This is a genomic window from Flavitalea sp. (assembly GCF_035489435.1).
Lineage (GTDB): Bacteria > Bacteroidota > Bacteroidia > Chitinophagales > Chitinophagaceae > DATHKG01.
Map to the genome: position 1 here is coordinate 53,324 of NZ_DATHKG010000096.1, position 14,633 is coordinate 67,956.

Here is a 14,633-nt window from a genome sequence, read left to right on the forward strand (position 1 = left end):
TATGACATTCATAGAAATAATTTTTTTTGTAGGCTTAGTAGTAATTTTTTACAGCTATGCCGGTTACGGTATTCTGTTATGGGTACTTGTCAAGATAAAGTTCCTGGTTAAGAAAAACAAAACTTATCCTAATAACAACAATTATCCTCGTGTAACACTTCTTGTAGCTGCATACAATGAAGAGCAGTTCATTCTGCAAAAAATCGAGAACACGCTCTCATTAGATTATCCATCTGAAAACCTTGATATTGTTTTTATCACGGACGGCTCCACGGACCGAACATCCGAAATAGTTAAGTTATATCCACAAATCACTTTACTTCACCAACCGGCACGAAATGGAAAGATAGCAGCTATGCATCGTGCTATGGGAATGGTAAATACCCCTTATGTAATTTTTTCTGATGCTAACACCATATTGAACAAAGCCAGCATTAAAAATATTATAAGACATTATCAGGATCCGAAAGTTGGAGGGGTTGCCGGTGAAAAAAAAGTTATTCAATCCACTAATAACAACAATGCGGGTGGTGAAGGACTTTATTGGAAATATGAATCATTTCTGAAAAAGCTGGATTGGAAATTCTACACTGTTGTGGGAGCTGCAGGTGAACTTTTTTCTATCAGAACTTCATTATACGAATACCCGGGAGACGACATCCTTCTTGACGATTTCATCATTTCGCTTTCTATTTGCAAAAAAGGCTACCGGATTGCTTATGAAGCTGAAGCTTATGCGTCAGAGAGCGAATCAGCTTCAATACAAGAAGAACAAAAAAGAAAAATAAGAATAAGTGCCGGGGGGTTCCAATCAATTTACATTTTACGTGACCTGCTGAACATATTCAAATATCCGGTATTATCTTTTCAGTATATCTCCCATCGGATTCTACGGTGGACCCTTTGCCCGATTTTTCTTCCCGTTATTTTTTTCTTCAATATTTTATTGGTTGTTAATAATGAATCCGGATTTTTTTATTTGGTAATGTTAGCTCAAACTTTTTTTTATGTTGGAGCATTTATAGGATGGATCCTTTCAAAAAAAGGAATTAAGATAAGTCTTTTCTATGCACCATATTACCTGGTATTTATCAACTACTCACTGTACCTGGGTTTTATCAGATTCATCAAGGGAAATCAAACAGTGCTATGGGAAAAAGCCGCGCGTAGCCAGATCGGCGCCTGAAAACCCAGCGGATATATTTAAAAGTGAAACTGCCCCTGTGATCAGGGGCAGCTCCGGTAATATATGTGAAACAGTACTTGTTACTCTTTGATAAACTGCACCTTTTCTGCAGTATAACCAAACCATACCCGAACAAGATAAACACCAAGCGGAAGACTACCTACGTTCAATGATAATGACATAGCTCCTTCCGAAGATTTGTTCGAATTGATCGTTTGTTTAATCGTACCTGTTTTGGAATCAAGAACCTGTATGAGTAATTTTCCTTTGAAAGTATTGTTGATTGATAGCACCAGATTATTTTGAGTAGGAACGGGACTCACTTTCAAAATAGAAACCTGTTCGGTGGACGGTGGCTGACTGGTTGTTGGTGGTGCACTGGTGTTAGTTCCACCGGAAATCGTATTTATATCAACTACACTTATATATCCGAACCCGGCCAAATAATCCGTAGCCTTGGTTTTAATATCAAAAGTTAATTCGGTCTTTCCTTTAAAAGAAAATACGGCGCCGTTGTTGAAATCTTTATTGTTCGCAGCGTTATATTCTTTCCAGGACGATTCATCGGATCTCTTTATTAAAACACTGTAGTTTGCAGACGAAGATTTCGTTCCCCAAAACTTAATAGAATATTCCTTAGTTGCATCCAATCCAAAGATTTTCCATTTTCCACTTGTTGTGGTGTAGTGGGCAAATGCGAAGTCCGAAGTACTGGTTGCTGGGTAATCTCCTACAATACCAATATTATTTCCTCCATTAATTCCGGTACCCGATACTCCAAACGTGCCGTCTATTCTGTTGATTACTTCAAGCCCAATACTGGTACTCTCATTCTTTATTGATTTCGCATTCCTTAACTGCACACCTGGCAAAGCACTTGTTATATTATTCCATTGTTTGCCCCATGTATCCAAACCTGTTGAAGAATAGGCAGGTCCAAAATCAATTAATACACGCTGAACACTGGTACCGGTCGGTGGTGGTGTTGATGCTCCATTTACTACAATATTGACATCGTCTGAAGCTGTAACGTTATTATTATCCTTAACGGTGAGTTTGAACGTATAAGTTCCTGTAATCAGATTTGAAATTACCGGGGAAGCAATAGCGCTGTTGGCTAAGGTAAACTGCGCAGGCCCGGAAACCTTGCTCCAACTATATGAGGTAATTGTTCCATCGGCATCCGCACCTGATCCGTTCAGCGTTACATTGTTTGTTGGCAGAGTTATATTCTTATCGGATCCGGCATTGGCCGTCGGAAGTTTATTAGAAGCGGGGCTTACATTTACAGTCACTACATCGGATGCGACAGCCTCCCTGTTATCCTTAACAGTTAGTTTAAAAACATATGTGCCTGAAACCAGATTACTTAGTGTAGGCGCCATGATCCCTGTATTGCTAAATGTAAACTGGGTTGGTCCCGATTCTTTACTCCATGTATAAGAAACAATTGACCCGTCCGAATCTGTACCTGACCCATTTAACACAACGGTGTTGGTAGGTAAACTTAAATTTTTATCCGAACCTGCGTTTGCGGTTGGAACCCTGTTTGATGGAGGGGTGGTGGTTACTCCTTTCTTAAATTGCAACATCCATTCGAATACATTTTTACCATCTTCCCGAAAATTAAGATCATAAGTTTTGGTCCACGCGTCATGGCCACTTACCTGGAAAATAGTAGCTTTTGCCAATCCAGGGGAATACTTGTTTATTGCTTGTTCATATAATCTCGTAGGGCTAACATTTATCACATTATCACCGCTGTTATGAGTCAGCCATGTTGCAACTTTCGCATCTGCAATCACCTTTGCTGTACCATCATTAAATCCGTAAGCTTCAGCTATCGGAACAATCGCTGCAATCCTATTTGTGTAATTGATGTTCTGTTGAAAATAATAGAATATCATACCACCGCCCATGCTTAACCCCGTAAGATATATACGGCTCGCATCTACCCTGTAGTTTCTTACAGCGTAGTCAATCACATCATTAACATAATTATTTTGATTCCAGGCTGGTACATCTGTGAACTGCGGAGAAATGACAATGAATTTGTGCGTTTGTCCGTTCACGGTAAAGGACGTGGGAAATGTGCCGTTATTAATCATTTTAGGGACGCCATTTGAAAGTATGCGGGGAAGCTGGGAAGGGCTTCCATCACCTCTTTCACCTGCGCCATGGAAGAAAATTATCAAAGGATAACTAGCAGATCCCTGATCATATCCTTGAGGTAAGTATTCGTAAAAACCATGGACAAAGGGGTTTATCGTAGTATGCCTGGGTGTTTGCACCTGAGCTGTGGAAGACAAGTTGAAGATTAGATTTATACACAGGAAGAGGCAAGAGGCTAGTAGTTTTGGCGAGGTTAACATCAGAGGATTTTATGATTAAGAATAAAAAATTGATTCAAAACAAGTTCTTCCGCGGATGTAACAAAATATATACCAAGGAACCAGAAAGTAAAAATTAACTCTTAGGAATTGATCCAAATCAAGTTTCGTCTAAAATTTTTTTAGTATAGGCGGATGTAACGGATTTCAATAAAATCCAACGTAGAGAGTACAGGAAATGATCAGCTAATTGAAATACCCGGCTGGGAAGTAATACGGTTCCGGATAAGATTAAATAAATTTGCGAAGTATAAGGATCGCACAAAGAATACGAATGCCATCGCATAACAATTTTCGGCTACTCATTGCCGTAATGAATACGAAATCACGAATACCTCCTTTAATGTTGAGGCATATACACAATGATTGATCAGATGATCAATTTACAGTATGTGTAGTAATTAGTTTTAATATAATTAACTCCGGCGAGGTGCGATAAGAGCAAGTGCGTCCATCAAATCCATACCTATCAGTAACTCGAGATCGATTCTGGCGCTTCCAACATCGCGCACAAGGTTTAGCTTTTTGACCAGCTCGGCATTTATTCTTTTAGAAGCATTCGTGAATAATTCAAGCGAGAGCTGGTTTTTTTCAAATTTGTCCTGCACCTGGGAGAACAATACAACTTCATCCTGCAATAATGTTTCCTGGAGACTTAGCAAATATTTATTAGCGATATAAGTCTGATAAGTTTTTTTAACCTGGCTTTTTAGATTGTTGATCTCTGCGTCTTTAGTGGCTACTGACGCATCATACATGGACCTGGCTCTCTTATTTTCTTGTGGTTTGGTAAAGAAAAGACCCAGGGGAACCGAAAGACTAAAATTATAACGGGGATAAAACAACAGAGGACCTGCAGAATCTTTACTGGATTTTAGATTTCCTTCATTAAGATTAAAAGTAGCACTTACTGCACTGAGGATGGACAACCTGCTTCTCCGCCACTCATATAAATCTGCATTTGCACGGTGATCATACACTCTTGCTTCCGGGTTTTTTATTACAGCGAGTTCAGCAAGTTTGTTTGCGATAGTGTCTTCAAGTGTAAACCTGATATTTACAATTGAATCATTTATTGATTGGCTTACAGCTTGTATTGAAATCAAAAGGGCACATGCAAAAAAGATTTTCTTCATTCTTTTAATAGGGTTTTAAATCACTTCCCAAGATAATAAAACAATTCAAATATTATGGTATCTTAGCTCTCTAAACCCTAAGTCTACGCTCGTTCCAGGGCGTTAATCCGTCAGAATGAAGAGCAAGACTGATAAAGTATATTTCCCAAATCTTAATGGACTAAGAGCAATAGGTGCTTTCATCGTTTTGATTGGACATATTGAGTTTATCAAGCAATTCTGGAAAATTCCTTACTACCAATGGTTTCCCATACCGGGAAAAGTTGGTGTATCACTTTTCTTTGCGCTTAGCGGCTTTCTTATTACCTCCTTGCTTCTACAGGAAATGAAAAGCACCAATACTATCAAGTTAAAAAACTTCTACATTCGTAGAATCCTGCGTATCTGGCCACTTTATTATATCATTGTTGTACTAAGCATTTTTGTATTCAACCAATTAGGCTTTTTAAAAATACCTGGTTTTTCAGACAATGTTCTGAATAACCTTAGTCTTACTAATATCCTGATACTTTTATTGTTACTCCCCAATTTCACCCATTACTATATTCCCTATGCAGATCAGCGATGGAGTATTATTGTAGAAGAACAATTTTATCTCTTTCAGCCACTTTTAATTAGATTACTCAAACGCAGAAATTACCTCTTAATTGCATTTACAGTTGTAATATTCTCACCAGAAATTATCAAATTCGTCGTTAATATATTAGATTTCGGGAATTCTATTTCATCGAACATTGTCAGTGCACTATTAACTCAGCTTAAATATCTCGCCTGTATAGCAGTAGGATGTGCGTTTAGTATCCTGTTTTTTCGAAAAGAAAATTTGTGTAAAAGAATATTATTCAGGAAAGATGTTCAGTGGCTTGTAATGATTATTTTATTCACAGCAATAGGATTAGGCCATTATATACTATTTACTGAAGAAGTACTCGACTATAGGATTTATACACTTTTGTGTGCCGTGATGGTGTTGAATGCTGCCCAGAATCCTGCCTCGATCCTTAAACTTGAAAATTCAATACTGAATTTTCTTGGAAGTATCTCTTACGGGCTTTATATGTATCATCCGGTATGCATTGGTGCCGGGATATTTATTGCTACTCGTATTACTTCTAACTTAATTATTCAAAATATCCTCATTTACTCGTTGTCCGTTACGCTTACAATTCTCATTTCATGGCTTTCTTTTAAATATGTCGAATCATTCTTCCTCAAAATAAAATCGCGGATGGAGATTGTAAAAACAAAAAAGAAGGTGGTTCATGCTGCGCTTGCCGCACCTACCCCTGTTAATTGATTCTTTCCCTGAGGTCTGAGAACAATAATAATTGCAATAGCGGCATAGTATAAAAACAATCCCGGTGGCTGACCAATTGAAACCTGTGCGTACTGGGCAATCATAAATCCGAACAGCGGCATTATAGCAGCCAGGAGATATACTTTTCCTTCCCCTTCTACCCTGAAATATGCACGCACCCCTTGTTGAAGTATGATGAAGTAAACACACATCTGAATTAGTAGTCCTAACCATCCGGCTTCCAGCGCGGTCAATAGATAGCCACTATCCGGAGGAAAGCCAGCAAGTGGATGGGAAGCATTTTCTGCCAGGTTATCAATGCCTGTTGTTCCCAGGCCGCCACCCATTGGATGTTCATAAATATAAGGTTGGATACGTTGCCTGTTATTGTTTCTTACATTGTAGGATTCGTCCTTTTCAAAATCAAAAGTTGATCTGATCCTGTTAACAGTATTATTGCCATAAATAGGCCCATATAAAATTACAATGAATGCCATCGCAGCGATAGAGGTAAACACTACGGTTCTCAACCTGAAGATTGTCATCATAATATAGAGAACCATCCCCATCACCAACATGAAATTAGCTGTCCGGGTTCCAGAATAGGACATGCCCAGTAAAAAGAACAGTGTATAGCTAACATATACAAATTTTCTCAACCTGCTATTTTTAGCCTGTAGCAGCAATACCAATGATATCATAGCACAGGCAGCCATTAAAAGCCCAAAGTTTTTCGGATCTGATAGGGAAGAAAATATTCTAAGTTCCCCGGTGGTCATGGTATAAAGGCCGATTAACAAACTATCGGACATTATGTAATTGTATTCATAACCCGGATAACCGAACCAGGCCTGGTAACATCCATAAGATGCACAAAGAAATGAAAAGAATAGCCAGATATCAAAAAATCGTTTAATAGCTACTACATCTTTGAATATCTGAACGGCACAGTAAAGAATAAGCAACAAATTAAAATACTTACGTACTATTGATATTGACACATCCGTTGAAACTGCATTTGGATTTAATATCTGCATAAATGTATATGCCGCGTAAACCAGGTATATATAAATAATCAAGTGATTACATCTTAACCAAAAGCTTTGCTTCGAAATAAGTTTTTTAAGTAAGATCCCAAGGAAGGTAGCGAGAATCAGCAGATCAATCAATGAAATGAACGCAAATTGAACAGGAACAAGCCTATTTAAGTCAAAAGCCAAAAATGAGAAACCAATCGAAAAATAAAATCCGAATTCAGGAAATAGGACTGCACATAGCCCAACCGCAATTCCCAGTATTCCCGCAATAAGTACCAGCCCGGTCAAATTCTCGGATGAAGCAATGAGTAACGCAAACACTACCCCAGCCGCAAAAAGGCCAGCTAAGAATAGTAATTTTAATATTTTCCTCGTTGTAGACATTATTTTCAAACTCTTGTTTTCACGACTGCAAACTTGTGTTTTGTCCGCAGAAATACTTTTTCAAAATACTCATAAGAAATATAAGCCAGTATGCAGGTTATGAGTGTACATAAAAATGGATACCCTACATCATATAATAATCTCAAATCCGGATTTCGAAAATATTTCCTGAAGATTGTAAGAACTATTTGACAGATGGCCGTGTGGAAAAGGTAAATACCATACGAAATTTTTCCAAGCGTCTTCATTACGGTGTTTTCAAGGTTTAAGACTGAATTTTCCGCAATCGCAGTTAATATGAGGTGACCGAAAAGAATCGTAACAATTAAATGATCACCAAAATAAGATAAACCCCAGGGCAACGGAATAAGAGAAAGAGAATAAGCAATTGTGATAATAATCATGCTTATTTGAACTGCAGGATGCATGATTTTCCGATATATATCCTGATATCTTTCCCTGTTATAATAAAACCAGGCAACAAACATACCCCCGCCAAATAAATCCAGCTTATCAAAAATCAACAGATAATTCATGCTTACGAGTTTATCAAAGCTGACAGGATAAAATTCGGGAATAACAAAACATAGTATCCGCAAAAGTAATCTGATAAGCACCATAACCACATATACTTGTAAAAGGTGGTTGCGAAAGCGGTTCATTATTATTGGCCAGATTAAGTAAAATTGCTCTTCGATGCATACCGACCAGCTGATTTCAAAAATGCCACTATTCGGCGGGCAAAATGCTAACTGCATATTGACAGCAAACAATAAAAGGAACAGGAAATTAATTAGCATTGTTGAGAAGTCAATATTGGCTCCTAACCCCATTTTACTAAGAATATATGGACTTAGAAATATCAGCATACTGCCGTAAACCAGGTATAGCGGCCAGATCCTCAAAATCCGTCTTATATAAAAATTCCTGTAACTAATGGTCTGTGTGTTATCCTTTTCAATAAACAAAAGATAACTGATCAGGAAACCGCTAAGAACAAAAAAAAGATTAACCCCCATTCTTCCTGCATCTTCAAGAATATGGTTCAAATAATGAGATCCCGGAGAGTAACCCAGTTTGAAGAAAAATGCATGATGTAATACAACCAGGAAAGCTGCAATGAATCGTATGCCATCAAGATTCTTAAAATATACTTTCATGAAACGAAATATTGTACCATGGCAGCCGACACCATTAGCCGAATAATACTTTTGCAAACAGGAAAATGAATATTACTGCAATAAAACATATTACTACCATTTCAAGGATCCTGGGATTCGAATATTTGTTTTCAGCACTCATTATTTTCGTATTTTATTGCCTTTTCAAGGCTTGTCACAATCCCGGACAGTTCCACAGCCCGGTTTAGCCATGAATTTGACCGGGCATGTTCCCATCTTAATTTCATCTTCTCAACAGTATCCTGTGCTAATTCCATGATAAGTGCATTTTTAAATGATTCCTTATCTGAAGTAATGCTTACTACATTTTTGAACTCGTCCAGGTAGCTGAAATCAGTAGTAACTACAGGCAGACCGGCGGCTAGATATTCGTTGATTTTTAACGGATATATGCCTTTTGTAAATTCGTTGCGAACAAAAGGTATAATACCAGCGGAAAATGTCCGGACATATTCGGGAAGCTCTATTAGTCTTTGAGGTGGAACAAATTTTACGTTTGGAAACTGTTCCAGCCTTAGTGCGTTTACCTTATCGATTATTCTTCCGATAAAAACAAACTGATATTGACTGAGCGACGAAATTACATATTGCAAAAGATTGTAATCCAGCCGTTCGTCAATACTTCCAATGAATCCAATGATCTTTACTTCTGAGACATCTGATTTAAATGCCTGATAAAAAAGATCAACGTTTGCTGCGTTCTTTACAAGAAATACTTTTTTTGCGATGTTGCGTTTTGTTTCAAGCAACCATTGCGAGGTAACAATTGTAGCATCAGCTAATTTAGCAAACTGTCGCTCCTGGGCCGGACCATGTTTCTTCATCCAGGTAGCAGCTCCTATTTCATCATAACAGTGATATATAAGCAACGATTCACCAAGACGCTTGCCGGTATAGAGTCCGATTGAAGGATTAAAAGATATGATATTTATGACCTGGTCTTCCATTCGCAACAATCGCAGATAGCGCCTGATACTGCTCCTGACCAACCAACCATTATAAGAAGAAAGCCAATTGAATATAATACCCGCTTTTAGGAAATTAACCGGAATAGTAACCGGCGGATACAAAAGTATGACTTCACCAGCCAGGTCTGCCTGAACTTTTTTTACCCTGCTTTTGAATCCCAGAATTCTACCATAAGGCAATTGCTTTTTCTTGAAAAAAGACGATAAAATATCCTTCCAGGTGTAGGAATTATCGACATATAAAATACGGTTTTGCGTTCCAAGCACCCTCATTAATTCGACCGTAGTAGAAGAATAATCTGCTTCCCATGAAGGATTAGCAATACATAGTATATTACGGTTTTGCAACATCAGGATTTATCGGCTGTTCAGGGATTTAGATATATAACGCTTCGCTATGCCTAAATATTCAGGATATAATTCGAAAATATTCTTTATTATTTGCAGCACACTCACCCCTATCAGCTTCGAGAGCAGAATTTGTGTAGTTAAAAACAATAAAAAATAAGACAGGAGTGTTCCATAGGCGGACCCTATAAGGCCAAAATGGTGGATAAAGAAAAAGTTAGAAGCAACATTAAAAAGCGCGAATACTGTATTAACTACAAAATTTGTACTTGCCCGACCTGTTGAATCCATAGTATTTCCAAACTGGCTTGTAAATGGGATGAAGAAACAATAGAGTATCATTATATTTAAAATAGGGACCGCTTGAAGATACTCAGGACCGGCAATTATGAGGATGATTTGTTTTGAAAAGAATGATGCAACAATTATGAAGGGGATTATTAATGTTAGCATGGCCGCTACTGTTTTCTCATAAATATTTTTCATCCCGGAAAGATCACCGGTCTTTATGATTTGTGCAGCCCTTGGCAGCATAGTTTCACTCAGTACGAGTACAGGTATTTCAGCAAAATTTATGATCCGGGTAGAAGTGTTATAAAAGGCTACAGCAGCAGGAGAAATAAACCTCGCCACAATGAAACTATCTGTATTCCTGAACACCAAAGCAAAGAAATTAGTCCCTAATATGAATTTTCCGTAATTGAGAAATCTTATGAAAATTTGTCTGTCCCATTTCATTCTTAGCCTGGAATACTTCTCTCCCAATACCATTCCGATAATAACGCCGGCAACAGCGCTCAGGCCATAATAAATAGCAAGTACTTCCGGAGATATGCTGGTTCTCGTAAAAAAGAGATATGAAACCACTAGAAGAAACACCCCGTTCCTGATGAGATACATAAAAAACATTCCTTTGAAGTCCATCCTTGCAATCAGAAAAAATTCGCGGTGGCTAAATGCAAGCAGAAAGATTAATGTTATTGCATAATACTTCAGGATAATTCCCATCCCCTTTGAATGAAATGTTCTTTCAAATAGATCACCTGTTAAAAAGAAAAAAACAACGAGGATCACAGTGAAAATAACATTTGATAACAATGCTGCAAATTCAAACCCGGGGCGGTCGCGATCTTCACAGGTATTTATAAAGAGAATGTAGCCATTTTTTACGAGCGCATGCCTCAACATCTCCACTATTGAAGAGATGACAATAAATAATCCCCAAATGCCAAATTTCTCCGGGTCACCAAAAACCCTTGCCAGTAACATAAAGGTCAACAATCCAAACAGTACCATTACAAGTTTCTGAAGCATAGAGTACTTACCGGAGTCAAGCCAATACGAGTATTTCTTTTTCATATCAGCGTCTTTTTAGGCTCAAGGGAAAACAGCAAGTCAATTCCAAATTTTTTGCCTGCTCTATAAATAATTATTGGCAAACCGACTCCGAGGATAAGCCCTGCAAAAACTATAAAATATACATTAGTCAGATGGAGAAAATGAATCGAGAACATACGGAAAGATGAAATCACCAGCAAATGAAGAATATATATGTATAAAGAGTATTTGCCAATGAATGAAAGCCCTCTCAGGATATTATAGGCATAAAGCGCCCTGCAAAGCATATAAAAAAAACCGCAAGCCACAAGTATAACCAGAAGAAATAAAAGCTGGGTTTGAAATGTTCCCGGCCTCATCTTTAGCCAGATGAGCTGACCTACAACAAAAAGTGGTGTAATTGCCAGCAATTGCCACATATTGCCTTTACTCTTTTCTTTCTGAGCAAAAAGCTTTTCAGAAAACATCACCCCTAACATTAAAAAAATATAATGATAGAAAAGATCTGAAATAATACTGTAGTCTCTAACCACATATGCTAAGAGATGCAGAACGACGGCAAAAACGATATGTGTTATCGTTTTATTTAATAAATAAGGAGATACAAGGATAAATAACATATTTGTGTTAAATAATGCAAGCAGGTACCACATATGATCAAGATTCCTGGGTTGGGTCAGTATGAAAGCGTAGTCCCGGTAGGTTCGTACTGAATTAGTATAAGATGATAACAGGATCTGGATAGTGATAAAAACTACTGCCCAAAATAAGTATGGGTATAACAACGTATTCGACTTTTGTCTTATTAACGCAGTTGGGGTACATTTTCTTATAGCTTTGTCCAGGAAAAGCCCTGAAAGCATGAAGAATACGGGCATTCTGAAATTAAGAACAAATTCCTGGATATCATACAGGAATTCAGGCACATGTATACCTGATCTGTTTATTCCCACAAGAGAGTGCCTGTAGACAACAAGTATTATTGCCAGCCCTTTTGCATAATCTATCCATTCCATTCTCTCTCCCTTTATTGCCTTAGAAAAGGAACTCTTAGAAGCAGGGAGTTGTTCTACAATTTCCAAAATAATTACTTTTAATACATAGCGCCTAGAGACTTATATCCGGCTTTTCGACTTTATTCAGGATAGCTCCCAGGAATTTTCCTTCTAATTGTGCGAGATATTTTATCGATTCCTTATCAGTATGCTTGACTTCCGCTGTTGCAGAGAAAATGGCAATTACCCCCTCAGCATATTGTACTAACTCCTTAGTATCAGTAAACCCGTTTAGCGGGGCTGATTCCATAAATATATAGTCGAATCTATCCAGAAGCTGAGGCAAGTATTTAAGGAAGTGATTGTAGGGAAGAATTTCAGATGGCGTATAATCTCCCCCTTTGCAACCTATCGCATATACATTATTTACCGCGGTCTCCGTAATTATGCTTTCCAGTTCCTCCTTCCCTATCTGGCCGTTGCCGGAAAATTCTTCCAGGGTTTCCCTTGCTGAAACTTGAAGCGTAAGGTCATTGTTGCAAAAATTAGTGTCTATAAGGAGCACTTTCTTTTTGCCGAGACTCAGGCTGAAAGCCAGCGCTTGAATGAGCGTCGTTTTGCCCTGTTGAGGTTCTGTGCTTGTAAAAAGGAAAATATGCTTACCGCTGCTTTCAATTTCATATCGCATTTTGCGGAGAAGTTCCCGAAACGCGTTATTGCGATGATGATCACCTGATTTAAGAATAGTAACCCTGTCTTTCAAACTCTCAGACTTCAGGTTTATGAAATTGATTATTCCTAATAATGGTAATCCCGTCTGCCGGTTGAACTGTGAAGGTGTTTTGATCGACTGATCGACAAATCCCAGAAAAACGAAAGCAAGACTACTCAACAAAAATGCACTTAGCCCGGAGGTAGCAAGGACCAGAATTCGCCTGGATTTCTCTGGTTGTAATGCAGGCTGGCCATATACAGTCTGTTTAAAATTGCTTGACGCCCCTTCATTCATATTGGACGCGATATTATATTTCTCTTTCGCTGAAGTATATTCTGCAGTTGCTATTTCTACTTCTTTTTCGAAACGTCCCAATGATGAGGAAGAATTTGGTGAACCGACTACTAAGGCATTACGAAGTTCTGCCAGTTTGCGGGTATAAAAATTAATCTTTGCATTTGCAGCCTGCAATTCACCCTCTGCATTATTTCTTTGTTGCACCAGGCTGGCCTTTTGATTATTTGCGTCGACAGGAGTATTTGGTGTTGCAGCCGATAAAGGAGCTTTTAATTTCATTCTTTCATGGATGTCGTCAAGTTTTCCTTTTAACTCCGGATCATTAGATCCTTTCCTTACATATTCATCCATTAAATTGCTGTATTGCCGTCTCAATGCAAAATATTCGCTGTTATTATCTGATGTACTCACTGGAGTAACCGGGATGTCTGAGTCTTTAAGCTGCTTGTTTAACGTGCGCAGCTGATAATTCAGACTGAGTGATTTAGCGTTTTCATCTGCAAGATATGATTCGTATTGGCTTATCTGTGTAAGCTGATTCGCTCCCAGCACATTAGGATCAATTGAAGAAATGGAATCTCCGATAAACCTGGAGCGAAGCTCGAGTTTGCTATCCATCTCCTGCTTTTTCTTCCTGACAGAAGAATCCAGGGCAACCATCGATTCAATAGAGCGCTCACGTCGAAACGCCTCTGTATACCTTTGATATTCCTTAAATAACGTATTCACAACATATGCAGATAGTTCCGGATTTTCTGACCGAAACAAAAAGTCAATAAAATCTGTTCTTAAATGTCTACCAACAAACAACTGGCTTTTAAGCGCCGCAACATCATATTCATAGTCTTCAAGCAGGGCAATCAATTTCTTTTCGAATTCGTTTGCTGAATTTAGAATAGCTATCGAATCATACTTATTGGCGAATACCCGCGCAGCCTCCGTTTTGTCTACATTTAATGAACTGGGGCTCAATTTTTTGGGAGTCCGGTAAGGATCCTTTGCCGTCAGGTCATGTAAAATCAGTCGGTAACTTAACAAGCTCAAAACCTTGGCAGAATTGATGTTTTCAACGGCGTTGTTAAAATTCACATCGATCTGGGATAGATTGAATGTACCATCCGTAAGTTTCAATTCTTCACTTACTGTAAATCCTGTAGATACCTGGGCCAGGGATTTGTACATTTTCTTGTCGTTCAAAGTGAAGACAAATGCAGCAACCATTGAAATCAAAGTGCAAGTCAGGATTATCCATTTCTTGCGGTAGAGTAAGCGGAAGATATATACTAGTTCCATTTCACACGAATTACAACAATGATACAAAAAGATTCTTCAAAAAGAAAGTCCGGCAATTTGCCGGACTT

The 14,633-nt window shown here is 38.2% G+C and carries 10 protein-coding genes; 2 read left to right on the plus strand and 8 right to left on the minus strand.

Features of this window, described 5'->3' with window-relative positions:
- The first annotated feature begins 1 nt into the window (after nucleotide 1).
- Nucleotides 2–1,186, plus strand: coding sequence for a glycosyltransferase family 2 protein (locus VK664_RS15740; RefSeq protein WP_461399638.1), 1,185 nt, complete (start codon nucleotides 2–4; stop codon nucleotides 1,184–1,186).
- 80 nt (nucleotides 1,187–1,266) lie between these two features.
- Here VK664_RS15740 and VK664_RS15745 read toward each other — a convergent pair whose 3' ends face one another.
- A complete protein-coding gene (locus VK664_RS15745; protein ID WP_461399639.1) occupies nucleotides 1,267–3,495 on the minus strand; it encodes a PKD domain-containing protein in 2,229 nt (742 codons plus the stop codon).
- A 497-nt stretch (nucleotides 3,496–3,992) separates the two neighbouring features.
- Nucleotides 3,993–4,712 (minus strand): TolC family protein, encoded by a 720-nt coding sequence (locus tag VK664_RS15750; protein ID WP_461399640.1) that lies wholly within the window; start codon nucleotides 4,710–4,712, stop codon nucleotides 3,993–3,995.
- A gap of 115 nt (nucleotides 4,713–4,827) precedes the next feature.
- Here VK664_RS15750 and VK664_RS15755 point away from each other — a divergent pair, with 115 nt between their 5' ends.
- Nucleotides 4,828–6,009 carry an acyltransferase family protein gene (locus VK664_RS15755; protein WP_461399641.1) on the plus strand — a complete coding sequence of 394 codons (1,182 nt, stop codon included), beginning with the start codon at nucleotides 4,828–4,830 and terminating at the stop codon, nucleotides 6,007–6,009.
- On the opposite strand, the gene VK664_RS15760 is transcribed toward VK664_RS15755, so the two are convergent.
- From VK664_RS15760 to VK664_RS15785, 6 genes are all read right to left on the minus strand, one after another.
- The gene (locus VK664_RS15760; RefSeq protein WP_461399642.1) at nucleotides 5,973–7,430 is read right to left on the minus strand and encodes an O-antigen ligase family protein; all 1,458 of its coding nucleotides are present in this window, start codon (nucleotides 7,428–7,430) and stop codon (nucleotides 5,973–5,975) included. The two genes, VK664_RS15755 and VK664_RS15760, sit on opposite strands and share 37 nt — an antisense overlap.
- A gap of 5 nt (nucleotides 7,431–7,435) precedes the next feature.
- Complete coding sequence (locus VK664_RS15765; protein ID WP_461399643.1) at nucleotides 7,436–8,590, minus strand: acyltransferase family protein; 1,155 nt, start codon at nucleotides 8,588–8,590, stop codon at nucleotides 7,436–7,438.
- 131 nt (nucleotides 8,591–8,721) lie between these two features.
- Nucleotides 8,722–9,930 (minus strand): glycosyltransferase, encoded by a 1,209-nt coding sequence (locus VK664_RS15770; RefSeq protein ID WP_461399644.1) that lies wholly within the window; start codon nucleotides 9,928–9,930, stop codon nucleotides 8,722–8,724.
- A gap of 6 nt (nucleotides 9,931–9,936) precedes the next feature.
- The gene (locus VK664_RS15775) at nucleotides 9,937–11,286 is read right to left on the minus strand and encodes a lipopolysaccharide biosynthesis protein (protein WP_461399645.1); all 1,350 of its coding nucleotides are present in this window, start codon (nucleotides 11,284–11,286) and stop codon (nucleotides 9,937–9,939) included.
- Nucleotides 11,283–12,347 (minus strand): acyltransferase family protein, encoded by a 1,065-nt coding sequence (locus VK664_RS15780; protein WP_461399646.1) that lies wholly within the window; start codon nucleotides 12,345–12,347, stop codon nucleotides 11,283–11,285. The genes VK664_RS15775 and VK664_RS15780 overlap by 4 nt, the downstream gene beginning before the upstream one ends.
- 25 nt (nucleotides 12,348–12,372) lie before the next feature.
- A complete protein-coding gene (locus tag VK664_RS15785; protein WP_461399647.1) occupies nucleotides 12,373–14,565 on the minus strand; it encodes a GumC family protein in 2,193 nt (730 codons plus the stop codon).
- Nucleotides 14,566–14,633: the final 68 nt, after the last annotated feature.